A 22,913-nucleotide genomic window follows, 5' to 3' on the forward strand; every position below is an offset into this window, starting at 1 on the left:
GTAGAGTTTGTGCGGATGGAGCACTATATATCTAAAATTCAGGAGCTCAGCAACGACAAAAGTGTAGCCAAGCATGCTACACACTTAATCTACCTGACCAGTGCAGATAATCCGAAGGAAATTGAGCACAAAATCATCTACTCCATACTCAATAAAAAGCCTAAGAGAGCTGATATCTATTGGTTTGTACATGTGGATACGGTAGATGATCCTTACACATCAGAATATAAAGTTGATCATATTATACCAAATGATATCATCCGTGTTGATTTCAGGCTGGGATTCAGAATACAACCTCGTATCAACCTTTTATTTAAGAAGGTAGTGGAAGACCTGGTGCAGAATAAGGAAGTGAATATTATGAGCCGTTACGAAAGTCTGGCTAGCAGTAATACAGTAGGCGATTTTCAGTTTATGGTAATGGAGAAGTACCTGAGTTTGGATAATGACCTGCCGTTTATTGAGAAGGTAATTATGAAGCTTCATTTCATGATAAAGCATATCAGCCTGTCAGAAGAGAAAAACTTCGGGCTCGATTTATCGAATGTCACGGTAGAAAAGTTCCCTCTGGTGGTTTCGCCCGTGACCAATGTAAAGTTAACCAGGATCGACCAGTGGACTGATCGTGTTTAAGAGGCTTTAATATCTTCTATACGCAGCTGTAGTGTTTTTTGACCATTCCATTCGTTTTCGTCAATTTTAAATACTACATCAAAAGGCTGTCGATCTTTAACCAGGGCGAACTTATCAGCCATATTAAAGCCTATCCCGGTAAGGGTAATGTCATCTTGTTTTACTACGAGGCGCAGGTGATTTTCTTTTACAATTTTGCTGTAGCCTGTATCTACTACTTTTCGGACAATAAAAACCGGCGTCATATTTTCCGGTCCAAAAGGTTCCATCTGGCGCAGTATATTGTAGAAAGATGTGGTTATTTCTTTGAAGGAGATTTCTGCATCTATTACTATTTCCGGGATCAGGTGCTCCTGGCGGATAGATGCAGACACCACCTCTTCAAACTTGTTCCTAAAGAGGTCTACATTATGCTTTTCAAGTGTAAGCCCGGCTGCAGCAAAATGTCCTCCGTATGCAAGCAGGTACTCTCTACAGGCGTGAATAGCTTCATACAAGTTAAACCCAGGCACGCTTCTGGCGCTTCCCGCCGCATAGTCGCCACTTTCGGTTAACACTACTGTGGGTTTGTAATGATGCTCTATTAACCGGGAAGCAACAATGCCAACAACGCCTTTGTGCCAATGGGACTGGTATACAACGGTCGATTTCTTTTCAACCCAATGTTGATTTTCTGAAATGATGGCCAATGCTTCTGCTGTAATATCGGTGTCGGCTTCTTTCCTGTCTGTATTATCACTGTGTAGTAGTTCAGCATAGTGCAAAGCTTCTTCGTAGGTGTTGGCAATAAAAAGTTGTACCGCTTTGCTGGCATCATCCATCCGGCCGGCCGCATTAACCCGCGGGGCTATCATAAATACCAGGTCGTTGATATGTAAGGGTTGCTTAGCTCCGCCTAATGTAGCCAATGCTTTTATTCCCAGGTTGGGGGTTGTATTAGCTTTTATTAATCCATAAAATGCCAGTACCCTGTTTTCTCCGTTCATGGGAACAATGTCGGCGGCAATGGCAGTGGCTACAAGGTCCAGGTATTCATAAGCGTTCTCTAACGGAATATTCATTTGTTCACACAAAGCACACATGAGCTTAAATCCTACGCCGCAACCGCAAAGTTCTTTAAAAGGATAGTTACAGTCTTTCTGTTTGGGATTCAACACAGCAACTGCATCAGGTATTATTTCATCCGGCATGTGGTGATCGCAAACAATAAAATCGATACCCATGGTGTTGGCATATTTGATGAGCTCTACAGATTTTATGCCGCAGTCTAGCGTAATCACCAGCGAAAAATTGTTATCCCTGGCAAAGTCTATTCCTGCTTTGCTGACACCATAGCCTTCTTTGTAGCGATGAGGAATGTAAAAACCTACTTCGGCATGTAGTTTTTTAATAAAACTGTACATGCTAGCCACAGACGTTGTGCCATCAACATCATAGTCTCCAAACACTAATATTTTTCGTTGGCATCAAAAGCCTTCAGAATACGACTTACGGCCTTGGTCATATCCTTCATTATCCATGGGTTGTGCAGGTGCGAAAGTTTTGGCCGGAAATAATCCCTCGCTTGTTCGAAATTTTGCACGCCCCGTTGTACCAGGATGCGGCAAAGCGTTGCGTTTATTTTAAGCGCTTCTTGTAATGATGATACATTATTGGGATCAGCTTCCAGTATATTCCAGCGTTTGGTCAAAATATTTGCATTGAAAATGGTTAACAAAAGATTGTTGTTCATGGGTTATCTATGAGATACAGCTTGAATAGCACTATCTAGCATAAAGTTCTTATTTCTATCTTATATAGCAATAGGAATAATGGTCCCATCTGCTAATATTTTCTTTCCGTCACATAGTCTACCAGGTCTTTCAAACCCTGGCGATATTCGTTATCAGGAAATTGCATTAAGATATCAAGCGCTTCTTTTTGTATTCATACATCTTTTCAGTGGCGTACTGTATACCACCTGTGCTTTTCACTACCTCCAGCACCCATGCAACTTTCTGCTTGTCGTTATTATTGTTTTTTACGATGCTGATCACTTTTTGACGGGTTGATTTGTCGGCGTTATTGAGGGTATAAATCAGGGGGAGCGTCATTTTCTTTTCCTTAATATCATTTCCGGTGGGTTTGCCCACATCTTCACTGGCATAATCAAAGAGGTCATCCTTAATCTGGAAGGCAATGCCGGTTTTTTCACCAAATAGTCTCATTTTTTCAGCATCCTCGTCATTTTGGGTGGCCGACCATGCGCGGCGCTACACGCTGAAGCCAGTAACGAAGCAGTTTTATTTTTGATGATCTCGTAATAAATGTCTTCCCTTAAATTAAGATTGCGTGCTTTTTCGAGCTGAAGTAGCTCTCCTTCACTCATTTTTTTACTGCATCGGTTAAAATGTGAAGAATTCTGTAATCGTGGTTTTCGAGAGAGAGGATGAGACCTTTAGCCAAAAGGTAATCTCCCACCAATACTGATGCCTTATTTTTCCAAAGCGCATATACGGAAAAAAACCTCTCCTTTCCAACGAATCATCCACCACATCGTCATGAACGAGCGTAGCTGTATGCAATATTTCAACAAGCGAGGCTGCCCGGTAAGTGGCTTCGGTAGGCGTTCCTAGTAATTTGGCGGATAAAAAAACAAACATCGGCCGCATTTGTTTACCCTTTCTTTTTACTATATATCGCAATATACTATTAAGGAGCGGGGTTGGACTTTTAACGGCCGTTTTGAATCGCTCTTCGAAACTATCTAATTCATTTTTTATTAAAGAAATGGGTAAATTCATAATAATAATTGAGCAAAATAAGGAATTTAAAGGGGCATTTTTGATTTTTTTGCATAGTATTTGCTTAGCAGTGCATACAGCAGATTTAATTATTTTTTAGGTTAAAATTTGTTTATTTAACAAATGGCTCTAAATTTGCTGAACTTATTAAGAAAATCATTTTAAATCTTAATCCTTAGTTATGACAAGCAAAAAGTACCAATTACTAGCAGGCCTTAGTTGCCTGGTTGCGTCAACAGGCTTTGCCCAGGTGAGCCCGTCGCACCCTTACACCGCCCCACATCCGGTGTATGGCACATTTTCTGTGACAGATTCTAATTATTACAACAGCAAACAATTGTCTCAGCACAATGAGTTTATGGTTGGAAACTACGACTATCCTGCAAAACCAAAAGACATGTGGGAAATCGGCATTAAAGGTGGTTCCTTCTCTATTCCTGTAGCTGACGTTGATGCTAGATATTTAAACTCTTTCGGTTTCGGCGGACATATCCGTAAATCTTTGGGACATGTGATGTCTTTAAGATTAGAGTACGTTTATGGTGTTGCTCAGGGGTTGAACTGGAGACCGTCAACACAAAGTTATATGGCTGAAGGAGCAAACTCTCCTTGGGCTGGTTACGGTGGCCGCCAGATATACCATAATTATAAAACAAAATCTCAAGATCTTTCTTTGCAGGCTTTGTTTAACTTAGGTAATATCCGTTTTTACAAAAATCAAACTGGTGCAACAGTTTATGCTTTAGCGGGTGTGGGTGTTAATACATTCAAAACAAGTGTTAATGCTTTAAATGGCAGCAGCCAATATACTAACTTCCCATCTCAGGGAGATGTTTACGACAATCGTAAAGATCAGTTAGACGCGATCAAGAATATTTTAGATGATTCTTATGAAAGCCGCGCTACAATAGATGCTTCTAAAAAATGGAGCAAAACATTTGCTGGATACATAACTCCTTCTGCAACAGTTGGTGCAGGCGTTGCTTTCCGTCTTTCTTCTCGCGTTAATCTGGCTCTTGAAGATCGTTTGATCTTTAACGGTTCTGATATGTTAGATGGTGTTCGTCGTGACGAGAGCGGAACTTTGAGCCCTGATAAAGATTGGTTCAACTACCTTTCTTTAGGTCTTAACTTCAACTTAGGTAGCAAAGCGAAAAGAGTTGAGCCTCTTTACTGGTTGAACCCATTAAATTATGCTTACGGAGAATTACGCAGAGTTCCTGAAATCGTTCTTCCAGATGCTGATGGTGACGGTGTAACTGACCAATTTGACCAAGAGCAAACTCCTGCTGGTTGCCCTGTTGATACTCATGGTGTAAGCCGCGATACTGACGGTGACGGTGTACCTGATTGTAAAGATAAAGAGTTGATCACTCCAACATATTGCCAGCCGGTTGATGCTGATGGCGTAGGTAAATGTCCTTGTCCAGAAGGTTGCGCTCCTGCTCAAAGCGATTGCGCTACTTCTTTAGGTGCTTTACCAAGCATTCACTTCGCAGCAAACTCTAACAAACTTTCTGATGATGCAGCTGGTACTTTAGCAACTGTAGCATCTAAACTGAAAGCTAATCCAAACTGTAAAGTAGTAGTAGTAGGTTACTGCGCAGCTACTAAACGTCAGCAGCAATTAAGCTGGGATCACGTAAATAAAGTGATTTCTCACTTAGTTGAAAAAGAAGGCGTAAGCAGCGACAGATTTATCTTCAGCTCAGGTCAGGAAGGTGGTGATTGCGATGCAGTTGACATCCGTGCAGCTGCTCCTGGAGAAGACGGTCCAAATACTGTAGCTCCTCCACATCCAAATCTTCGCAAAAACTAATTAGTTTTTTACTAAAGTATATCAGCCCTTCTCGAAAGAGAGGGGCTTTTTTTGTGCATCATGTTCTAGCTACAATGCAATATTTAAGATCCAATTAAATGATATTGGGGCTTTCTTTATTTGGTACTATTGGCTCTATATCAGGCATTTATATAGATTGCTTAACTTCAGTGTATAGTGACATTCATTGGCCTTTATGCATGTATTTTATCATTTTGTGACATACTTTTTTGTATTGTCTGCAAAATGTTGGAGAATAACTGAGCGAAACTCTTAATTCTCCTGATTATAGTTTATATGATTGTACTTTACATCAGTTACTTCGTTATCTGTGTTTGTAAGTTATAAAGTGGTAAGCTGACTTTGGGTTTGCTCAAAAATCAGAAGTGCACTCAATCTTATAACGGGCTCTTGGTTTATTGACGCGTTGTCGTGAGCAGGCGCATAAAAAGATCGGATGCTACTTGAGCATCCGATCTTTTTAATGTAATATTCTTTTTGTTTTGGGGAGTTAATCTTCCATCTCCTCTCTTATTTCTTCGCTAATTTTAACCAGCACCTTATCAATTCGATGGCCATCCATGTCCATTATTTCAAAATCAAAGCCGTTCCATTCCATTTTATCCGAAGCAATAGGAATGCGTTTCAATTTATGTAATATAAAGCCTGCAATAGTATCAAATTCCTGTCCCCCTCATTCATCCAGTCTGTCTTATCAAAGTACGAAAGGAAGTCATAAAAAGGAAGTTGCCCGTCCACCAAAAATGTTCCATCATCTCTTCTGATTACCTCGTATTCGTCATCGTCGTGCTGAGGCATATCGCCAATGATGGCTTCCAATATATCTTTAAGCGTAATCATTCCTAATACGCTTCCATATTCATCTACAATAAAGCAGGAGTGCAGCTGCGATTCTTTGAACTTCTCCATCACCTTAAACGCTGTATTGTTATCCGGAACAAAAAGTGCTGGCCGCATCAGGTTTTTGAAGGGGATATTGTCATTGTTAGTATACAGGTCCTTAAGAGAAATAACACCCTTTATATTGTCTATTTCGCCTTCACAGATAGGATAGATGGAATGAGGTTCTTTTAAGATTTTTCCCTGATAGTCTCTTCTGTATCCGTTGTGTTGAACCAAACTATATCGCTTCTGTGCGTCATCAGCGAAGTAATATTACGATCACTTAGATGGAATACGCGTTCAATAATTTCCTGCTCTGTCTCTTCCAGGGTACCTTGTTCTGTCCCTTCATTAATAATTGCTTTTATTTCCTCTTCGGTAACCTGCGAGTCGTCCGATTTTACGTTGAATATTTTGGTGATAAGCCTGGTAGATTGTGTAAGTAACCAAATAAACGGGAAGGTGACCCAGCTAACAACGCGCATAGGACCTGCAACAAACTTGGCTATTTTTTCAGGAGATGCTAAGCCAATTCTTTTTGGGATCAATTCTCCAAAAACCAGTGAAAAATAAGTGATTAAAATAACCACCACGGTAGTCGAAATGCCTTTACTGTAGGGTGCCAGCGAGGGGAACTGTGAAACAAAAAGCTCAACATCCCCGGTTATTTTGTCGCCTGAATAAATACCCGTTAAAATACCGATTAGCGTGATCCCGATTTGTACAGTGGAGAGAAAATGATCAGGGTGATTGGCAAGTGCCAGTGCATCTTTAGCCTTTTTGTCGCCTTTGTTCGCCTGGGCTTCTAAACGAGCCTTACGGGCTGATACAAGAGCTATTTCAGCCATAGAGAAAACCCCGTTTAATAAAATAAGTAGGGCAATTATGAGTATTTCCATTAATTTAAAATTGATTGCTTATCGAATTTAGGAAATCCGAATTTTTTGTTGAATAAATAACCAGATAGTGAACCAATTAAAATGCCCAGGAGCGTACCCGATACTACATCAAAAGGATAGTGCACACCAACATATATCTGGGCAACTCCGATGATGCCAGCCCACACAAAGAGAACCCAGGCATATCGGAAAAAGCTTTTAAAAGTTACAAAAAGAAGGTAGCAATGCCAAAATGATTAATGGCGTGATTAGAAACAAAGCTAAAGCCACCACTACACCTGCCCAAAACCATTCGTACATGTCCAATCATCTCCGGGTCATTGCAAGGCCTTAGCCGTTCAAAACCTTCTTTGAAGATCCGGGCTCCCACAATATCAGTGCAGGCCGCTGTGGCTAATGCAAGTGCCAGCCACCACCAGCCGTTCCTTTTAAAATTAATTACAGTAAAAGCTGCAATGAAAAGATAGAGAGGTCCCCAGGTAAATGCATTACGCATAACAGGCATGAAGCTATCGAAGAGGGAGTTGGCCAATTTTATATTGATCCATTCAAATAACCATCGGTCAGCACTTACAAACCAATCCGGTAAGGGAATATAACCAGGTATATCCATAAGATGCAAAAATAGTGATACTCGTTAAATTTGATGTTAAGTCGGCCAAATATATAATGTGTTGATCGAATAAATCCCGATTCAGAATTTACAACTTCCTATCTTAGCGTTTATGAAACGTAAAAAATTTATTACCTCGGCTGTTGCAATGGCTTCGGTACCTTTTTTACATATTGATGCCCGACCGGCCATAAATAATAAAAGTATAATTCCTCCTTATCTGAAGCCTGGCGATTTGATTGGTATTACATCACCCGCAGGTTATACTACGCGGGAAGGAATTATTCCTGCTGCTACTTTATTACAACAATGGGGCTATAAAATTCGTGTTGGGTTTACTATTGGTAAGCGCGATCACACATTTGGGGGCACAGACGCAGAACGATTGTCAGATATGCAGGCAATGTTAGATGACCCACAGGTAAAGGCCATAATGTGTGCCAGGGGTGGTTATGGAAGTGTAAGAATTGTGGACGGATTGAACTGGGACAAATTCAAAGCCAATCCTAAATGGATTATTGGCTTTAGTGACATCACCGTGTTGCATTCCCATCTTCAAAAAATATGGGAATAGCTTCTATTCACTCTAAAATGTGTAACAGCTTTCCTGATGTATGGGCCAATGCAGATCCTTTACAAAAAGATACTATTGAGTCGATACAGCGCGCTTTGAGCGGCCAGCGTATGGAGTATACGGCTCCCTTCAGTAATTATAATCGTACCGGGAAGGCAAAGGGGATACTGGTTGGAGGTAACCTGAAGACTTTAGAGAGCCTTGCAGGTTCGGCATCTGATATTGATACGGATGGAAAAGTACTCTTTGTAGAAGATACCGGTGAATATTTGTATAGTATAGACCGTATGTTCTGGAATTTAAAGCGAACCGGCAAATTGTCCAAGCTGGCAGGATTGGTAATTGGGGGTATTAAGGTGAAACAGGATGATCCCTCGGAATATTTTGGACAAACTATTTATGATATTATCGCAGATAAGGTAAAAGGTTACAGCTATCCGGTTTGTTTCGATTTTCCAGTCGGGCATCAAGTTGATAATTTCGCTCTAAAATGTGGAGTTATACATGAGCTTTTCGTTCAATCAGCGGGGAGCAATTTAAAAGAGATCTAAAAAAATAAATTGATTTTTTGTCGATGATTATAAAGACGCCTCCCTATTTACAACCGGGAGATACCATTGGGATTGTATGCCCGGCAGGATATATGGCATTTGAGAAAGCTGCCGAATGTGTGAGGATTTTGCAGGAGGAATGGGGGTATAAAGTAAAAGTAGGCAGCACATTAGGTAGTAAGTCGGAGAATTATTTTGCCGGAACAGATGGAGAGCGGTTAAACGATTTTCAGACGATGCTCGATGATGATGAGGTACAGGCCGTACTATGCGGAAGAGGTGGTTATGGAATGGGACGAATTATAGACCAGGTCAACTTTAAAAAATTTAAAAAGAAACCCAAATGGGTAATTGGTTTTAGTGATATTACCATTTTTCACTCTCATTTGTATTCCAACTATCATATTGCATCTTTACATGCGCCCATGGCTGCAGCCTTTAATGATGAGGGATATCTAGACAAGTATGTCATTTCTCTAAAAGATGCGCTGGAGGGTAAGTGGGCCAGGTATACCTGTGAACCTCATGACCTGAACAGGAATGGGGAAGCAATAGGTGAATTGGTAGGTGGAAATTTAGCCTTGCTGGTAAACGGAATTGGTACGCCTTCTGAAATTAAAACCAAAGGCCGGATACTTTTTATAGAAGACATAGGTGAGCAGAAGTATGCTATAGACAGGATGATGCAGCAATTGAAAAGAAGCGGCAAGCTTAAGAAGCTTGCCGGCCTCGTAGTGGGTTGTTTTGCTGATACCAAGGATACGGATCGTCCCTTTGGTGCGACCATTCAGGAAATCATTTTAGATGCTGTTAAGGAGTTTGACTATCCCATTTGTTTTGAGTTCCCTGTAAGTCACAATAAAGAAAATTTTGCTTTAAAAATCGGTGTCGGATATAAACTACGTGTTAACTCAAAAAAGGTATCGCTCGATGAATAAGGGGGATCGCCGATCCTAATCCCTGACAACTTTTATGACCCTGGAATAAGTAGGCGAACCGTTATCTACGTCATGTTGAATAATCCTCAAAAAAACCGGTTGATTATCATACTGTGGATTATTAGATTCTTTCGCACAGGAATAAACAGCCATTACAGCCAGTAAGAGGATGCCAATACGCACCATACGGTTTTTGAAAAAAGAAAGTAGCAGTATTGCAATTGATAATCCCCTAAAACGGCGGAGTTGCCCGAAAAGCTATAATTTAAAGGTATATCTGAATTGCCTGACAGGGCTATGGAAGAAACTTTTCCAATTGTATGCCATTCTGTTGCATTTGATGATACCTGAATCTCGTAGTCTTTACAATTGGTTTCCCTAAGACTTTGCCAACTTACCTGCAAAGTGCTATTTTTCATTCTGGCATTAATTTCTCCAAACTGAATAGGCAGTACAGAGCAACTATTATTAATTTCCCTTACAAAAGCGTCATTAAAAATGGTGGTAGTTCCATCGCTATTGGTAATTATTATATTTTTAATGACCAAAAAAAGGTTCCTGTTCTTAAGTATAGGGTCGGCCGATATTGAGGTAGGATAATAAAGCGTGTTATTGTTGATGGTTAATGGGGAGTTAGAGCCGGCAAGGTGGTAGTTAATGTCACCATCGGAATCGATGGCAGGCGCATCATCTATAATATTGAAAAGCCCGTCCCCGTTTCGATCTACATATACGTCGATGTTTACATCCGCGGCTGTACTGCTTGCATCTTTCGCTATTGTAAAGGACAGCAAATTTGCAGGTGTAGCACAGGTTACTGCACCACTCGCTATTGGACCTAGCGCCCCAAAAGTAAAGCCCGGCATTGCGCATTGGACCTGGTTAGCACTAGCACCATTGGTTGACCACGCATCACCGGTAAATGTAGGAAGTGTGCCGACACATGGCCCCGGCAATGTTATTTTTACGTTTTCTATCAGATACCTGCTGGTAGTGCCGTTAAGAGGTGTTTCTGTTACAGTAATGCCCGGCATGGTACTGGCATTGGCCATGGGCACAGTGGCATCGGGAGGATAATTGGTGTAGAACGTGGATGGATTATCAAAGCTGTTGATACCAATGTTAACCAAAGAACTGTAAAGGATTCCTGATGACGATCCGGCGTTATCTACAGGCAGGGTTGCGTAAGCGAATGGTAATGCAGTTCCTCCGGAGCCAAAATGATACTTACTTTGCTCCCATAAATGAACAAAAATATATTTGTTCCCTCCGTTGACCTGAATGTCAAACTCAAGATTAACGAGATATTCACATTGCCCTGTAGAGGAATTGGAAGTAATGCTGACGAATTGAACTGTAGGACTTACGAAGGTGCAGGATTGTGCGAATAAACGAGTCGCAAGCAGTACCAAAGAAACTGCTACGGTTACGGTAAACAAATTTTTACGAATGGCAAGCTTCATAGTTCAGGCATTTTGGATTAATAATCGGGAGGCGCAAAGCGCCCCTATTTGCCTGATGAAATTAGAAAAGCATTGAACTTATTATAAAAAATTCTATGAATTGGCCCGGCAAAACGTTGAAGTGCCTGTTTTTTTCAATAAGCCATTGGGTGATCTGAAAACTAGTGGATTTGTAACAAGAAGTTAGTTTGGGGTACTAATGAAGGAGGACATACACCAGAATATGATGTTGATTTGTGCTGAATTTTTATAGTTTGTATCCATAAAAAAGCCGATTCCAGAATTTCCTGAAGCGTCAAAATAGTAGTGAACGGAGTAGACCTACAAAAAATCCCCAACATTAAAGATGTTGGGGACTTCATCAAAAACCATTAACCATTAAACCTTATCCTATGAAAATTCAATTCAAAATTACGAAATAAATTATATTCATGCAAACGATTGTTATTTATTTTTGTAAATTTTCACATTTTTTTATGATTTAATTGTCGGATTATCAGATGTTTCCCCCTTGCTGCGCTAAATCGGCTCAAAAGCCTCTTAAAAAGTGCTTTGGAGTATATAAAATCCGAGGGAATAGATGTTTAAACAGGGATTACTTTAGTTTAATTCAATCATTCCTAAAGTAGAACTATGCAATTGGTATTACCCAGAATAGCAGGGACCTGATTCGTTTTCCAATTAATTGGCTGGTATTGTGTGAATGGTCGTTTGGGCGGCTTAGGGCGCTGAGGTCTTCGTGGCGGCGCACAGGCAGATAATAGTATGATTGATATAGCTAAAATTGAGCACATCAAACGATTATAGAGGGTATTCATAATTTCATTTTTGTACCAATGATGCAACAAGTAGGCCAATTGAAATTACTTTAATGGGCGATAATTTTAAATAGAAAACCGCCCTTTAGAAAAGGCGGTTTGAATAATGTTCCAGTAATATGTATCTTAGAAAGTATACCTGGCGGATACACCTACGTTCGGGTAAAAATTATTGTATCCATTATAGTCGAATGCCTCAACAATATTGAAAGTCGGTCTAATATCTGCTGAAACAGCTAATGGAATTTTTTAAATTTATAGTCTGCACCTCCGGTTGGGAATAATCCAACGCCAAATCCTTTGTAGTAATCGTTATTCGAGAAAGTATTCGATACTACTACTCCACCACCCACGAACCATTTTAGGCCATCGACTGGTTTAATGTCGAAATGATGTTGATACGCTCCTGAAGCGGCCACATTTGTCCATCTCGTTCCCCCAAATCTTTCGGGACGAATACCTAAGTTGAATTCAAGTGCAGATGCATCATTCAAAAATGTTTTATAAGCTGCCGAAGCAATGTCATAATAACCGCTCCCAAGGCGAAGGCCAATAGATTGTTTGTAACTGCTTTGCGCAAAAAGAGCCGAGCTTAATGAAAGTAACGCTAATACAAGTGTCAATTTGATTTTCATAAATATGTGATTTGTTTAAAGGTCGCAAATGTAATCTATTTCTGCCTTAATAAAATACCAAGATCTAGGTAGATGTTAGAATGCTATTTGCTATATACCAACAACTTCAATAGGTATGTAAACGAAAAAAGTTTGCATAGTACTATGCAAACTTTTTTAAATCTGGTATTAATATACTTTATTAATAGTCTTTGTTGTAGTCGCTGCTACGGTCGCGATATCCGCCGCCGCCGCCATAACCGCCGCCGCTTTTTCTGTAACCGCCGCTGCCGCCGCTGTTACCACCACCGCCAAAGCTTCTTTTTTGTAACCACCGCCACCAGCGCTGCTACCGCCTTCTTTTGGACGGCTTTCGTTTACTACGATATTTCTACCGTCAACTTCTTCCGTTTAAAGCAGTGATTGCAGCTTGTGCTTCGTCATCATTAGCCATTTCTACGAAACCAAAGCCTTTGCTACGGTTAGTGAATTTGTCTAAAACGATTTTAGCAGAAGTTACTTCACCATGCGAGCTGAATAAATTCTGTAAGTCCTGGTCTTTCAAGTTCCAGCTTAAGTTACCAACGTAAATGTTCATTTTTTTGTTTTAAGAAATTTTAAAGAAAGTGAGAAACAGTAACCAAGATCAATGAACATTTATGTAACATGGAACTTTAATACTGAATATACACCATAATAATATTACAAATATACTGGTAAATTCATCGTATCCCCAATAATTTTATTTTATCAAATAATTACTAAAAACGCCCGACCTAAAAGGACGGGCGCTGTAAAACATTCTGAGAAGGAGCAATTACTCTGCAATCACTTCAAAATCAAGTTCGGTGGAATGACCGTTTCCGAAATCGATAGTAGCTTTATGCGTACCTAATTCTTTTTTCTTCGTTAATGTGAATTTTTTACGGTCGATTTCATAACCTTTTTGCTCGCGGATCGCTCTGCTCAGCTGTAAGTTGGTTACGCTACCGAAAATTTTACCAGATGTACCGGTTTTAGCTCCGATTTTAAGAGGAGATGCGCTTAGTTTGCTAATAACATCGTTAATAGCAGCTAACATAGCATCTTCTTTTTCTTAGCTTGTTTCAGCCTTTCTTCCAGCTGTTTTTTGTTGCGGCGCTGTTTTCAACCGCTAATTTGCGAGGTAATAAAAAGTTACGTGCGTAACCATTTTTTACAGTTACTACTTCGTTAACACCACCCAAATTATCTACATCCTGTATTAAAATTACTTCCATTGTACTATTTTTTAGTTCCCTTTTGCCCAATCGATGAATTGTGACTGTCTCCACCGGTGTGGATTAGGGAAGGTTACTAATATTAAGCTAGTAGGGGATAGCTGGTAGTAAGAAGAATATTCTACTGGCTACCTACTATTTTCTACTTGCCGTTTTTCTATTTCAAAAGATCCGTTACGTAAGGTAAAAGAGCCAACTGGCGTGCTTTCTTAACAGCATCAGATACTCTGCGCTGAAATTTTAAGCTATTACCCGTTAAACGGCGGGGTAACAATTTACCTTGTTCGTTCAGGAATTTTTTAAGGAACTCTATGTCTTTATAATCAACATAGCGGATGCCATATTTTTTAAAGCGGCAGAATTTTTTTACGCGCTTGTCAGTCTTAATGGCCGTCAGGTATTTTATTTCATTCTTTGCCATAATATTAAGCCTCCACTGCTTTTTCGGTTCCTGTTTTCACGCCTTTAGCCTTTTTAGCATTATACTCAACGGCGTATTTGTCGAGTTTAGTGCATAATTGACGAAGTACTGATTCGTCGCGAAGAAGCTGTATTTTCAGCTTCTCATTGAAGTCGGATGGCGCAGTATATTCCATAACCCAGTATAAACCAGTGGTTTTTTTCTGGATCGGATACGCCAGTGATTTCAGTCCCCATGGGTTTTCGTGAACGATAGATCCACCAGCTTCAGTTACCATACCGGCAAACTTTTTCTGAGCAGCTTTAAACTCGTCTTCACTTAAAACAGGGGTAAAAATCACCATCAATTCATAATTGTTCATTACCCTGAAATTTGGTTAAAAAATAAAAAAATATCCCCAGCTTTCGCTAAGGGGCTGCAAAGATACAGTTTTTAACCGAAATCTGAAAAGCCTTGATGAGGGCGAGTACCACTGGGAGATTTTGTATTTTAACTTATTGAAAATAAATATGTTACTTTTCGTAATTGATAACCAGCTTGCCAATAGTGCTTCCGCTTTCTAACTGCCGGTGGGCCGTTTTTAAATTGTCAGCCGAAAGGCCATCTAAAGTTGCTGTCAGAGTGGTTTGCAGGATACCCTTATCAAAATATTCGGAGGCTTTGTTAAGAATATAATGCTGCTCTGCAATATCCTTTGTTTGAAACATAGAGCGGGTAAACATCAACTCCCAGTGAAAACTCACGCTTTTAGATTTGAGCTGACGAAGATTAACGGGTTGCGTTGGGTCACTAATGGAGCCGATGGCGCCCTGTGGGCTAATTAATTCCGCGAAAGAATCCCAGTATTGGTTGACATCAACGAAGTCGAGGATAAAATCCACCTGCTGGAATCCGGCGTTCCTTACTTCATTGACCAGATCGCGGTGATTCACTACATAATCAGCACCCTGTTGTTTGCACCACTCAACAGATTCTGCCCTTGACGCAGTAGCCAGTACCGTTAATCCAGCGATTTTTTTGGCTATTTGAATGGCAATTGAGCCTACACCACCGGCCCCGCCAATGATCAGGATAGTTTTACCCTGGTCTTTTTCATTAATGCGCATCCGGTCAAATAGAATTTCCCAGGCAGTTAATGTAGTAAGGGGCATTGCTGCCGCTTCGTTATAAGTAAGCTTTGCCGGTTTTTTACCCACAATGCGTTCGTCTACTATTTGGAATTCAGAATTGGAGCCGCTTTTTGTGATATCTCCTGCATAGTATACTTCATCGCCTTTTTTGAAAAGGGTTACGCTGTCTCCAATCTCTTCAACAATACCTGCTGCGTCCCATCCTATAACCTTTGGGTCTTGCAGCATTTTTTTTTTTTGTGCTGTTTTGTCTTATTTTATAGTCTACAGGGTTTACACCTGCTGCCTTTACTTTTACCAGTATTTCATATCCCTTGGGCTTCGGTACTTCCATTTCAAATTCAATAAAACTATTGGGTTCATCAATGGGAAGTGAGGTTTTAAATCCTACGGCTTTCATGTTAATATTAATTTTTTGACGATAATTCGTAGTACTAAAACAGGAGAGACTTTGAAATTGTTTAGGTTGCGGACTAGCAGATACAAAAAAGTTCTTCCTTCGAAGAACTTTACTACTCAGCCTAATTAAGGATTATTGATTATCGCCCAGGCTGTACTCATTGTTTTCTTCATCCTCTTCCCCGATATCTTCGTTCTCATCATCGGCTTCCTGCCCAGGAACATCGAGGTCTTTACCGTCCTGCGTGGTTTTTTCGTTCAGCTTCTCGCCCTCGAAATCCCTGTCATCGAGCCTGGCCCGCTTTAAATCGTCGTCATCGTCTGTACCAACGGTCTCAGTTTCTCGTAGTAATTCCCGTTCCTGGCGTGTAACATTGGTGTCATCATTTTGATAGATATCTTCATTCTCCGTTTCTTCTTCTTCTTCAAAAATGCCCACTCCTTCCTCATCATCCGACGCCAGGGTCAGATCTTCTTCCTGGTTGGCTTCCGGCGGTTTCACATTGGCCTGCCCCGGAATATCCTCTACATCAGGCAAGTCGATAACTGTTTCTTCAGGCTGTAACTTTTCTTTGTCTTTTTCCGAATCATGTATATCGGACGTATTTAAGTTTGTCATAGATAAAAGGTTTAGTGAATAACTTAGGAAGACAAATACAATGCCACGCCTAACAGTTAATTCAACGAAAAAGCCCGGCTACGTTGGCCGGGCTTAAGATCTGACTTCAATACTTTATTTGATCTCCTCTTTAATATCTTCCATTAGCTTGTGAGCTATATGATTGGCTTTACTTTCAAAATCACTTTCAGAATAGATGCGGATAATAGGCTCAGTATTAGAGGTGCGTAAGTGAACCCAGTCGTTATCAAATTCTATTTTTAATCCATCCTCATCATTAATCGGATTTTTAGCATATTTCTTTTTGATGCTCTTAAAGATAGATGCTACATCAATACTGCTATCCAGCTCAATTTTGTTTTTGCTGATAAAGTAATCAGGATACTGACGGCGCAAAGAACCAATGCTGCCTTTTTGGTTTGCTAAGTGAGATAAAAACAGGGCAATGCCAATCAGTGCATCACGGCCGTAGTGAAAGTCGGGTACAATAATACCGCCATTACCTTCTCCGCCAATTACTGCATTAGTCTCCTTCATCTTTTTCACCACGTTCACTTCACCCACAGCAGAAGGTGCATAAGCGCCACCTCGTTTCAGTGTTACTTCTTTCAACGCTTTTGTGCTGCTCATGTTACTTACAGTGTTGCCCTGGCGCAGGGATAATATGTAATCAGCAACTGCTACTAATGTGTACTCTTCGCCAAACATGCTGCCATCTTCACAAACAAAACAGAGACGGTCTACATCAGGATCTACAGCAATGCCCAAATCGGCTTTTTCTTTAACCACGGTGTTGCTCAATTCAGTTAAATGATGAGGCAATGGCTCGGGGTTATGTGCAAAATTGCCAGTCACCTCCTTATTTAACACAACGATATTATCAATACCTAGTGCGTTTAATAATGCCGGAACAAAAGTAGCGCCTGTAGAATTGATCGCATCTACTACTACTTTAAAGTTTTTGGCGGCAATAGCTTCTTTGTTTACCAGGGGATAGTTTAAAATTGCATCAATATGCTTCTGCATGTAGGAGTCATCTTTTGTAATCTTTCCCAGTTTGTCTACCGGTACAAAATTAAAATCCTCCGCTTCAGCAATACGTAACAATTCCTGGCCCGTCTCGGCAGAAATAAACTCGCCTTTTTCATTTAACAGCTTTAAAGCATTCCACTCTTTGGGGTTATGGCTGGCCGTTAAAATAATACCACCATCAGCGGCTTCCAAAGGAACCGCTATCTCAACCGTGGGAGTGGTACTGAGGTCAAGATCAACTACATCGATGCCCATTGCCGATAAAGTAGACTGCACCAGGTTGCTCACCATAGCGCCGCTGATGCGGCCATCGCGGCCAATCACCACTTTTACTTTTTTATCTTTTTCTGCGTTCTTTTTAAGGATAGCGCCGTAAGCTGCAGTAAACTTTACCACGTCAACCGGTGATAAGGTATCCCCGGTTTTTCCGCCAATAGTACCACGAATACCAGATATACTTTTGATAAGAGGCATATACTTATTATGATTTTTTTATATGATCAGGGCTGCAAATTTACGAGCGATGCACTTATTAGCGGAAAATTGTGGATAATATTAATGTTAGAAAAGATAGAAAGTTGAGTGGATAGCGATGTTGAAAGCAGTAGTTAAAACGAAGTTCGGGGAAAACGAACGATCGTTGTAGTTGAGTTAAGGATGCAGTTCCGGGGGCTATATTCTGCTGCTTACTCAATAATAATTACTTTTGCAGGCTAATTATAAGTATTAAGAAGGTTATGACTGAATTTAAAAGAGTACTGGTTACCGCTGCATTGCCTTATGCCAACGGTCCCATACATATAGGCCATTTAGCAGGCTGTTATATTCCTGCAGATATTTACGTGAGATTTCAACGTGCGCAAAATAAAGATGTGAAGTTTATTGGCGGAAGCGATGAACATGGTGTGCCGATCACTATACGTGCTATGAAAGAAGGTGTATCTCCACAACAGATTGTAGACCGGTACCACGAGCAGATAAAGCACAGCTTTGAACAAATGGGTATCTCGTTCGATATTTACTCCCGCACATCAAGTCCTGTTCACATGAAACAGCTGCTGCTTTCTTTAAGAAATTATATGACGATGGATTGTTTGAGGAGAAAGAAAGTGAGCAATATTATGATGAGAAAACAAATACTTTTTTAGCCGATCGTTATATAGTGGGTACCTGCCCGGTTTGTGGTAATGATAACGCTTATGGAGATCAGTGTGAGAAGTGCGGAAGCTCCTTATCTCCTGAGCAATTGATCAACCCGCGCAGTGCGTTAAGCGATGCCATACCGATTAAGAGAAAAACAAAGCATTGGTACTTTCCCTTACAGAACTATGAGGAGTTTCTGAAAAAATGGATCCTGGAAGGACATACCGAATGGAAGAATAATGTATTTGGTCAGTGTAAAAGCTGGTTGGATAGCGGCCTGCAAAGCCGGGCTATGACACGGGACAGTAGCTGGGGCATTAAAGTGCCTTTGCCTGATGCAGAAGGTAAAGTATTATATGTTTGGTTCGATGCTCCCATCGGCTATATATCTGCAACCAAAGAATTAACAGAGAACTGGGCCGATTACTGGTGTAAAGAAGATACCAAGTTGGTTCATTTTATAGGGAAAGATAATATTGTATTTCACTGTATCATCTTCCCGGCTATGCTAAAGGCACATGGTAATTTTGTATTGCCTGATAATGTACCTGCGAATGAATTTTTGAATATTGAAGGTGATAAAGTGTCTACCAGCCGTAATTGGGCGGTTTGGGTGCACGAGTACATTAAAGATTTTCCGGGCTGTGAAGATGTATTGCGCTATGTGCTTTGTGCCAACGCGCCGGAGAACAAGGATAACGATTTTACCTGGAAGGATTTCCAGGACAGGAACAATAATGAACTGGCATCGATCTTCGGCAACTTTGTGAACCGCACATTTGTTTTAATGCACAAGCTATGTGGCGGTAAAGTGCCTAAGCTGCATACCGATGTGCTGGACGAAAAAGATAAATCAATTATTGCTGATATTGAAGCAGCAAAAGGTAAGGTTCAAACCGCTTTGGAGAACTACCGGTTTAGAGATGCTTTATATGAAGCCATTGATTTAAGCCGCAAGGGTAATAAATACATGCAGGAAAAAGAGCCCTGGATTGTGGCTAAAAAGCTGGCTGAAGATCCTGAAGCTCAGAAAAGCATTGATAACTGTTTGCATTTATGTTTGCAACTAACGGCCAACCTGGCTATCCTGGTTAATCCGTTTCTACCGGCAACGGCTAAAAAAATGCTGAACATGATGAAAGTGGTGGATAAAATGCTGGACTGGGATAATGCCGGAAAAATTAACTTATTGAGCGTTGGTTATTCTTTGCGTGCGCCGGAAATTTTATTCCGGAAAATTGAAGATGCTGAAATTGAGGCCCAGATCCAGAAATTAAAAGCAGGTAGCCAGCAAAAGCCCGAAGCGCCTGCAAAAGCAGTAGAGAAAGTGGAGAGCGCTGAAGCCGTATCTGAACTAAAACCAGAGATCGTTTTTGATGACTTTGCTAAAATAGACTTAAGGTCGGGCACTATATTATCAGCAGAAAAAGTGGAGAAGGCTGATAAGCTCTTAAAATTGCAGGTAGATCTTGGTTTTGAAAAGAGAACCATCGTGTCGGGTATTGCTCAGCATTTTGATGCAGCAACAATAGTAGGCAAAAGGGTTGTAGTAGTAGCTAACCTGGCTCCCCGTAAAATGCGAGGTATAGAGAGCAATGGTATGATCCTTATGGCAGAAGATGCAACAGGCAAGCTGATATTTGTAAATGGTGAAGAGGGAGCCGTTAACGGCAGCAAAGTGAGCTAGTGTAAACATATAATAAGACTGTAAAAGGCTTCTCATTTTTGGGGAAGCCTTTTTCTTTAGGGATACTGCTATATGGATCATCGATGTAACAAATGTAAAAGGCGACAAAAGCTTTTGGTAGACGTACATCATGTTGATCGACCGTATCCGGTTATCTGTCCACTTGTTGCAGACATCAATCTATTATTGGTTTTTAAAGGTTTCCGGTGAGATAGTTTTACAGCAGTAACAATTTTTAACTTCTAAAATATCTGCAATGAAAGCTATAAAAATAATCCTGCTGGCTTGCCTCCTTGTTATAGGATCAACCGTTATGGGGCAAAGCAAAAGTATAAAGATAAAGCCCTGGGTATGTACCAATGGGTTCTGGGTTGTAGAAAGCAATGTTAAAATGCCTCTTTTAAATAAGATACGGTTTTATACCAACAGCGGTTTGCTGGTGGAAGAAAAAGAAATGAATGGTACGCGGCTAAATGTTAAGAGACGAAAAGTAAAAATAGAATTAAAGCAAATGCTGGAAACCGTTATGTTGGCCTATGAGCAACAGCATAAAAGTGAATGGGCAAAAAGACATTAATATTTTTCTTTAGCACAATTGGCCCCGTGTCTTTCCAGGCATGGGGCATTTTCAATTAAATGCGTTGGTCGACGAAAATTGCGGTTTGGACAACTATTCCTGCAAATACTTTTTTCAGCCAGGCTTCCATCGTAATTTTAAAATGATTCATGGAAAAGTATCCTTTTATATTTTCTGACGAAAGAAAGTATCGTGTCAGGCGACATGTAGCTTTTTGGACATTCTGGTGGATATTCCAGGCTTTTTTATATTCTTTTATCGCCTGGAACAGCAATGGACGATATAATGAGCGATTGATCATTGCTTTCGTAGAGTCGTTCGTATTCACCTGGAGCCACATGTTTCTAGCGTATATGCTGATGTATTTGGTGATACCCCGTTTCCTGCTAAAGCAGCGATATTGGACTACTGCCCTTCTAACCGTAGCTTTGTTTTTTGCTACTGCATGGCTTTCAATGTTGCTCGGTAATTATATTATCAACCCGGTTATTAATATTATGGCCGATCTCGGCTATGTTTTCCGGGATGAGATGAAACCGATCATTATTCACCGGTCGATGATGGGTGGACTTAGAGGAGGCCTTACTACGGCGGGTATTGCTGCCGCCATTAAGCTAATGAAGCATTGGTATGTCAAAGAGCAGCGTAACCTGCAGCTGCAAAAGAAAATGTGGAGTCGCAGCTCCAGTTATTAAAAGCACAGGTGCATCCCCATTTTTTATTTAATACGCTCAATAATATCTATTCTCATACACAGGATACTGCGCGGTGGCAGCCAAACTCATTACAGGTTTATCTGATATACTCCGTTTTATCCTGTATGAAGGTAGTAACGCTGTGGTTCCGCTGTCTAAGGAGCTGCAAATGATACGCGATTATATCGACCTCGAAAAAGTAAGATATGGAAACCGGCTAGAGTTGCATTTGGATCTGCCTGATGATACGGAGGACTTGTATATAACGCCTTTGCTTTTGTTACCGCTGGTCGAAAATTCTTTCAAACATGGAGCCAGCAGCATGTTAGATCAGCCCTGGATCAATATGAGGGTAAGCCTGCACAATAATCGCATGCAGTTGAAGCTGGTTAATGGTAAGGCAAGCATTTCGCAGCCATTAAAGTCTTCAGGGATTGGCATACAAAATGTAAAGACTAGACTGGCATTGTTGTATCCGGGCAAGCATGAATTTAATATCACTAATGAGGAAGAAGTATTTATTTTGAATATGAAAATAGAACTGGAAAAGAAACCCAAAATGGCTGTAGTGAAAAATATCTCCCCGGTAGTTGAAAATCTGCAAAAACAAGTATGATACGTTGCCTGATAGTTGATGACGAGCCGCTCGCAAGGGATGTGATCCGGAGATATATTTCGGAAATTCCTACGCTGGAACTGGTTGGAGAATGTGCCAACGCCATCCAGGCTTTCACTGCTTTGCAGCAGCAAGCTATTGACCTGCTTTTCCTGGATATACGTATGCCTCAGCTAAATGGAAACGATTTTTTGAAAGCGTTGAAAAATCCACCCAAAGTGATTTTTACCACTGCATTTTCAGAATATGCTTTGGAAGGTTATGAGCTGGATGTAGTAGATTACCTGGTTAAGCCTATTCCATTCGAACGATTTCTGAAAGCCATTAACAAGGCCTTCCATTTTAGCGATGTTAAATCAGCTGCACGCCCGGTGATCGAGGATAAACGATCAGAGTCGTTTGTATACTTCAGGGTTGATCGTAAAATGGTAAAAGTAATGCTGGGGGATATTTTGTATATCGAGAGTATGAAAGACTATGTAAAAGTATTTACCCCCGCTGCTAAGATTGTTACCAAACAGTCGATAAGTTCGGTAGAAGAAATGCTGCCTGAGCAGGATTTTATCAGAACGCACCGCTCGTTTATTGTATCTGTTCAAAAAATCACTTCTTACACACAGGAACTTTTAGAGGTCGATAAAACAGAGATTCCCATAGGTAAGTTATACCGGAACGAGGTAATGAAAATGCTGGACCATCGATCCGATCACCTGAAGACACATTAATC

Annotated in this window: 30 protein-coding genes and 1 pseudogene; 10 read left to right on the forward strand and 21 right to left on the reverse strand. The window is 40.6% G+C overall.

Annotated elements, in window-relative coordinates; genetic code table 11:
- Positions 1-15 precede the first annotated feature (15 nt).
- Positions 16-633 carry a KUP/HAK/KT family potassium transporter gene (locus MKP07_RS42415; protein WP_394803649.1) on the forward strand — a complete coding sequence of 206 codons (618 nt, stop codon included), beginning with the start codon at positions 16-18 and terminating at the stop codon, positions 631-633.
- Here the strand turns inward: MKP07_RS42415 and recJ are convergent.
- The 5 genes from recJ to MKP07_RS38405 form a co-directional block, all read right to left on the reverse strand.
- Positions 630-2,081, reverse strand: coding sequence for a single-stranded-DNA-specific exonuclease RecJ (recJ, locus tag MKP07_RS12265; RefSeq protein ID WP_240847457.1), 1,452 nt, complete (start codon positions 2,079-2,081; stop codon positions 630-632). The two genes, MKP07_RS42415 and recJ, sit on opposite strands and share 4 nt — an antisense overlap.
- Entirely contained in the window at positions 2,081-2,365 is a 285-nt protein-coding gene (locus MKP07_RS12270; protein ID WP_240847458.1) for a hypothetical protein, read from the reverse strand. Before MKP07_RS12270 ends, recJ begins: the two co-directional genes overlap by 1 nt.
- A gap of 166 nt (positions 2,366-2,531) precedes the next feature.
- The gene (locus MKP07_RS38395; protein ID WP_262919269.1) at positions 2,532-2,840 is read right to left on the reverse strand and encodes a polyprenyl synthetase family protein; all 309 of its coding nucleotides are present in this window, start codon (positions 2,838-2,840) and stop codon (positions 2,532-2,534) included.
- Positions 2,837-3,001 carry a polyprenyl synthetase family protein gene (locus MKP07_RS38400; protein ID WP_262919270.1) on the reverse strand — a complete coding sequence of 55 codons (165 nt, stop codon included), beginning with the start codon at positions 2,999-3,001 and terminating at the stop codon, positions 2,837-2,839. The genes MKP07_RS38395 and MKP07_RS38400 overlap by 4 nt, the downstream gene beginning before the upstream one ends.
- Positions 3,002-3,017: 16 nt before the next feature.
- Positions 3,018-3,275 (reverse strand): polyprenyl synthetase family protein, encoded by a 258-nt coding sequence (locus MKP07_RS38405; RefSeq protein ID WP_262919271.1) that lies wholly within the window; start codon positions 3,273-3,275, stop codon positions 3,018-3,020.
- 322 nt (positions 3,276-3,597) lie between these two features.
- Between MKP07_RS38405 and MKP07_RS12280 the strand changes: the two genes are divergently transcribed.
- The gene (locus tag MKP07_RS12280; protein ID WP_240847459.1) at positions 3,598-5,235 is read left to right on the forward strand and encodes an OmpA family protein; all 1,638 of its coding nucleotides are present in this window, start codon (positions 3,598-3,600) and stop codon (positions 5,233-5,235) included.
- 511 nt (positions 5,236-5,746) lie between these two features.
- Here the strand turns inward: MKP07_RS12280 and MKP07_RS12285 are convergent.
- The 5 genes from MKP07_RS12285 to MKP07_RS12305 are packed head-to-tail and all read right to left on the reverse strand — an operon-like array spanning position 5,747 to position 7,650.
- The gene (locus MKP07_RS12285; RefSeq protein WP_240847460.1) at positions 5,747-5,884 is read right to left on the reverse strand and encodes a transporter associated domain-containing protein; all 138 of its coding nucleotides are present in this window, start codon (positions 5,882-5,884) and stop codon (positions 5,747-5,749) included.
- On the reverse strand, positions 5,881-6,375 hold the full coding sequence (locus MKP07_RS12290) for a CBS domain-containing protein (protein WP_240847461.1): 495 nt from the start codon (positions 6,373-6,375) through the stop codon (positions 5,881-5,883). Before MKP07_RS12290 ends, MKP07_RS12285 begins: the two co-directional genes overlap by 4 nt.
- Positions 6,327-7,037, reverse strand: a complete 711-nt coding sequence (locus MKP07_RS12295) for a hemolysin family protein (RefSeq protein ID WP_240847462.1) — start codon at positions 7,035-7,037, stop codon at positions 6,327-6,329. Before MKP07_RS12295 ends, MKP07_RS12290 begins: the two co-directional genes overlap by 49 nt.
- Positions 7,037-7,204: a phosphatase PAP2 family protein gene (locus MKP07_RS12300; protein ID WP_240847463.1), complete on the reverse strand. Its 168-nt coding sequence runs from the start codon at positions 7,202-7,204 to the stop codon at positions 7,037-7,039. Before MKP07_RS12300 ends, MKP07_RS12295 begins: the two co-directional genes overlap by 1 nt.
- Positions 7,205-7,242: 38 nt before the next feature.
- The gene (locus MKP07_RS12305; RefSeq protein WP_240847464.1) at positions 7,243-7,650 is read right to left on the reverse strand and encodes a phosphatase PAP2 family protein; all 408 of its coding nucleotides are present in this window, start codon (positions 7,648-7,650) and stop codon (positions 7,243-7,245) included.
- A 112-nt stretch (positions 7,651-7,762) separates the two neighbouring features.
- On the opposite strand from MKP07_RS12305, the gene MKP07_RS12310 reads away from it, so the two are divergent.
- From MKP07_RS12310 to MKP07_RS12320, 3 genes are read left to right on the forward strand one after another with little or no spacing between them, the layout of a single operon-like run.
- Entirely contained in the window at positions 7,763-8,224 is a 462-nt protein-coding gene (locus MKP07_RS12310) for a S66 peptidase family protein (RefSeq protein ID WP_240847465.1), read from the forward strand.
- Positions 8,215-8,775, forward strand: a complete 561-nt coding sequence (locus MKP07_RS12315) for a S66 peptidase family protein (RefSeq protein ID WP_240847466.1) — start codon at positions 8,215-8,217, stop codon at positions 8,773-8,775. The genes MKP07_RS12310 and MKP07_RS12315 overlap by 10 nt, the downstream gene beginning before the upstream one ends.
- 23 nt (positions 8,776-8,798) lie before the next feature.
- Entirely contained in the window at positions 8,799-9,713 is a 915-nt protein-coding gene (locus MKP07_RS12320) for a S66 peptidase family protein (RefSeq protein WP_240850795.1), read from the forward strand.
- A 152-nt stretch (positions 9,714-9,865) separates the two neighbouring features.
- Here MKP07_RS12320 and MKP07_RS12325 read toward each other — a convergent pair whose 3' ends face one another.
- From MKP07_RS12325 to glmM, 11 genes are all read right to left on the reverse strand, one after another.
- Positions 9,866-11,176 carry a hypothetical protein gene (locus MKP07_RS12325; protein WP_240847467.1) on the reverse strand — a complete coding sequence of 437 codons (1,311 nt, stop codon included), beginning with the start codon at positions 11,174-11,176 and terminating at the stop codon, positions 9,866-9,868.
- 1,054 nt (positions 11,177-12,230) lie between these two features.
- Positions 12,231-12,629 carry a hypothetical protein gene (locus tag MKP07_RS12330; RefSeq protein ID WP_240847468.1) on the reverse strand — a complete coding sequence of 133 codons (399 nt, stop codon included), beginning with the start codon at positions 12,627-12,629 and terminating at the stop codon, positions 12,231-12,233.
- A 376-nt stretch (positions 12,630-13,005) separates the two neighbouring features.
- Positions 13,006-13,206 (reverse strand): RNA recognition motif domain-containing protein, encoded by a 201-nt coding sequence (locus MKP07_RS12335; protein WP_240847469.1) that lies wholly within the window; start codon positions 13,204-13,206, stop codon positions 13,006-13,008.
- 219 nt (positions 13,207-13,425) lie between these two features.
- A complete protein-coding gene (locus MKP07_RS42420) occupies positions 13,426-13,689 on the reverse strand; it encodes a 50S ribosomal L9 C-terminal domain-containing protein (RefSeq protein WP_240847470.1) in 264 nt (87 codons plus the stop codon).
- 25 nt (positions 13,690-13,714) lie between these two features.
- Positions 13,715-13,867 (reverse strand): hypothetical protein, encoded by a 153-nt coding sequence (locus MKP07_RS42425; RefSeq protein WP_240847471.1) that lies wholly within the window; start codon positions 13,865-13,867, stop codon positions 13,715-13,717.
- Positions 13,868-14,024: 157 nt separating this feature from the next.
- Positions 14,025-14,288: a 30S ribosomal protein S18 gene (rpsR, locus tag MKP07_RS12350; protein WP_240847472.1), complete on the reverse strand. Its 264-nt coding sequence runs from the start codon at positions 14,286-14,288 to the stop codon at positions 14,025-14,027.
- A 4-nt stretch (positions 14,289-14,292) separates the two neighbouring features.
- Positions 14,293-14,649 carry a 30S ribosomal protein S6 gene (rpsF, locus tag MKP07_RS12355; protein ID WP_240847473.1) on the reverse strand — a complete coding sequence of 119 codons (357 nt, stop codon included), beginning with the start codon at positions 14,647-14,649 and terminating at the stop codon, positions 14,293-14,295.
- Positions 14,650-14,800: 151 nt separating this feature from the next.
- Complete coding sequence (locus MKP07_RS12360) at positions 14,801-15,646, reverse strand: zinc-binding alcohol dehydrogenase family protein (protein ID WP_240847474.1); 846 nt, start codon at positions 15,644-15,646, stop codon at positions 14,801-14,803.
- Positions 15,597-15,818 (reverse strand): hypothetical protein, encoded by a 222-nt coding sequence (locus MKP07_RS12365; protein ID WP_240847475.1) that lies wholly within the window; start codon positions 15,816-15,818, stop codon positions 15,597-15,599. Before MKP07_RS12365 ends, MKP07_RS12360 begins: the two co-directional genes overlap by 50 nt.
- A 132-nt stretch (positions 15,819-15,950) precedes the next feature.
- Positions 15,951-16,436 carry a hypothetical protein gene (locus MKP07_RS12370; protein WP_240847476.1) on the reverse strand — a complete coding sequence of 162 codons (486 nt, stop codon included), beginning with the start codon at positions 16,434-16,436 and terminating at the stop codon, positions 15,951-15,953.
- Positions 16,437-16,550: 114 nt separating this feature from the next.
- Complete coding sequence (glmM, locus tag MKP07_RS12375) at positions 16,551-17,942, reverse strand: phosphoglucosamine mutase (protein ID WP_240847477.1); 1,392 nt, start codon at positions 17,940-17,942, stop codon at positions 16,551-16,553.
- Between the two features lie 263 nt (positions 17,943-18,205).
- Here glmM and metG point away from each other — a divergent pair.
- The 5 genes and pseudogenes from metG to MKP07_RS12400 all read left to right on the forward strand — a co-directional run bounded on the left by metG (position 18,206) and on the right by MKP07_RS12400 (position 22,911).
- A pseudogene (metG, locus tag MKP07_RS12380) lies at positions 18,206-20,298 on the forward strand (methionine--tRNA ligase).
- Positions 20,299-20,554: 256 nt separating this feature from the next.
- The gene (locus MKP07_RS12385; protein WP_240847478.1) at positions 20,555-20,875 is read left to right on the forward strand and encodes a hypothetical protein; all 321 of its coding nucleotides are present in this window, start codon (positions 20,555-20,557) and stop codon (positions 20,873-20,875) included.
- Positions 20,876-21,024: 149 nt separating this feature from the next.
- Positions 21,025-21,570 (forward strand): hypothetical protein, encoded by a 546-nt coding sequence (locus tag MKP07_RS12390; RefSeq protein WP_240847479.1) that lies wholly within the window; start codon positions 21,025-21,027, stop codon positions 21,568-21,570.
- Positions 21,571-21,643: 73 nt separating this feature from the next.
- Positions 21,644-22,186 carry a sensor histidine kinase gene (locus MKP07_RS12395; RefSeq protein WP_317235806.1) on the forward strand — a complete coding sequence of 181 codons (543 nt, stop codon included), beginning with the start codon at positions 21,644-21,646 and terminating at the stop codon, positions 22,184-22,186.
- The gene (locus MKP07_RS12400) at positions 22,183-22,911 is read left to right on the forward strand and encodes a LytR/AlgR family response regulator transcription factor (RefSeq protein WP_240847480.1); all 729 of its coding nucleotides are present in this window, start codon (positions 22,183-22,185) and stop codon (positions 22,909-22,911) included. The genes MKP07_RS12395 and MKP07_RS12400 overlap by 4 nt, the downstream gene beginning before the upstream one ends.
- Positions 22,912-22,913 lie beyond the last annotated feature (2 nt).

Source organism: Paraniabella hibiscisoli (genome assembly GCF_022512515.1).
Classification (GTDB): Bacteria; Bacteroidota; Bacteroidia; order Chitinophagales; family Chitinophagaceae; genus Niabella; species Niabella hibiscisoli.

What these genes read in the sequence shown, in the direction of transcription:
- MKP07_RS12305 (WP_240847464.1), bottom strand. Translation starts at nt 7,650, where the DNA reads ATGGATATACCTGGTTATATTCCCTTACCGGATTGGTTTGTAAGTGCT.
- rpsF (WP_240847473.1), bottom strand. Translation starts at nt 14,649, where the DNA reads ATGAACAATTATGAATTGATGGTGATTTTTACCCCTGTTTTAAGTGAA.
- glmM (WP_240847477.1), bottom strand. Translation starts at nt 17,942, where the DNA reads ATGCCTCTTATCAAAAGTATATCTGGTATTCGTGGTACTATTGGCGGA.
- MKP07_RS12320 (WP_240850795.1), top strand. Translation starts at nt 8,799, where the DNA reads ATGATTATAAAGACGCCTCCCTATTTACAACCGGGAGATACCATTGGG.
- MKP07_RS12365 (WP_240847475.1), bottom strand. Translation starts at nt 15,818, where the DNA reads ATGAAAGCCGTAGGATTTAAAACCTCACTTCCCATTGATGAACCCAAT.
- MKP07_RS12315 (WP_240847466.1), top strand. Translation starts at nt 8,215, where the DNA reads ATGGGAATAGCTTCTATTCACTCTAAAATGTGTAACAGCTTTCCTGAT.
- MKP07_RS12400 (WP_240847480.1), top strand. Translation starts at nt 22,183, where the DNA reads ATGATACGTTGCCTGATAGTTGATGACGAGCCGCTCGCAAGGGATGTG.
- MKP07_RS12360 (WP_240847474.1), bottom strand. Translation starts at nt 15,646, where the DNA reads ATGCTGCAAGACCCAAAGGTTATAGGATGGGACGCAGCAGGTATTGTT.
- MKP07_RS38395 (WP_262919269.1), bottom strand. Translation starts at nt 2,840, where the DNA reads ATGAGACTATTTGGTGAAAAAACCGGCATTGCCTTCCAGATTAAGGAT.
- MKP07_RS42415 (WP_394803649.1), top strand. Translation starts at nt 16, where the DNA reads ATGGAGCACTATATATCTAAAATTCAGGAGCTCAGCAACGACAAAAGT.
- MKP07_RS12330 (WP_240847468.1), bottom strand. Translation starts at nt 12,629, where the DNA reads ATGAAAATCAAATTGACACTTGTATTAGCGTTACTTTCATTAAGCTCG.
- MKP07_RS12385 (WP_240847478.1), top strand. Translation starts at nt 20,555, where the DNA reads ATGAAAGCTATAAAAATAATCCTGCTGGCTTGCCTCCTTGTTATAGGA.
- MKP07_RS12295 (WP_240847462.1), bottom strand. Translation starts at nt 7,037, where the DNA reads ATGGAAATACTCATAATTGCCCTACTTATTTTATTAAACGGGGTTTTC.
- MKP07_RS12390 (WP_240847479.1), top strand. Translation starts at nt 21,025, where the DNA reads ATGGAAAAGTATCCTTTTATATTTTCTGACGAAAGAAAGTATCGTGTC.
- MKP07_RS12310 (WP_240847465.1), top strand. Translation starts at nt 7,763, where the DNA reads ATGAAACGTAAAAAATTTATTACCTCGGCTGTTGCAATGGCTTCGGTA.
- MKP07_RS12325 (WP_240847467.1), bottom strand. Translation starts at nt 11,176, where the DNA reads ATGAAGCTTGCCATTCGTAAAAATTTGTTTACCGTAACCGTAGCAGTT.
- MKP07_RS42425 (WP_240847471.1), bottom strand. Translation starts at nt 13,867, where the DNA reads ATGGAAGTAATTTTAATACAGGATGTAGATAATTTGGGTGGTGTTAAC.
- MKP07_RS12280 (WP_240847459.1), top strand. Translation starts at nt 3,598, where the DNA reads ATGACAAGCAAAAAGTACCAATTACTAGCAGGCCTTAGTTGCCTGGTT.
- MKP07_RS12370 (WP_240847476.1), bottom strand. Translation starts at nt 16,436, where the DNA reads ATGACAAACTTAAATACGTCCGATATACATGATTCGGAAAAAGACAAA.
- MKP07_RS12270 (WP_240847458.1), bottom strand. Translation starts at nt 2,365, where the DNA reads ATGAACAACAATCTTTTGTTAACCATTTTCAATGCAAATATTTTGACC.
- rpsR (WP_240847472.1), bottom strand. Translation starts at nt 14,288, where the DNA reads ATGGCAAAGAATGAAATAAAATACCTGACGGCCATTAAGACTGACAAG.
- MKP07_RS38405 (WP_262919271.1), bottom strand. Translation starts at nt 3,275, where the DNA reads ATGTTTGTTTTTTTATCCGCCAAATTACTAGGAACGCCTACCGAAGCC.
- MKP07_RS42420 (WP_240847470.1), bottom strand. Translation starts at nt 13,689, where the DNA reads ATGTTAGCTGCTATTAACGATGTTATTAGCAAACTAAGCGCATCTCCT.
- MKP07_RS12335 (WP_240847469.1), bottom strand. Translation starts at nt 13,206, where the DNA reads ATGAACATTTACGTTGGTAACTTAAGCTGGAACTTGAAAGACCAGGAC.
- MKP07_RS38400 (WP_262919270.1), bottom strand. Translation starts at nt 3,001, where the DNA reads ATGAGTGAAGGAGAGCTACTTCAGCTCGAAAAAGCACGCAATCTTAAT.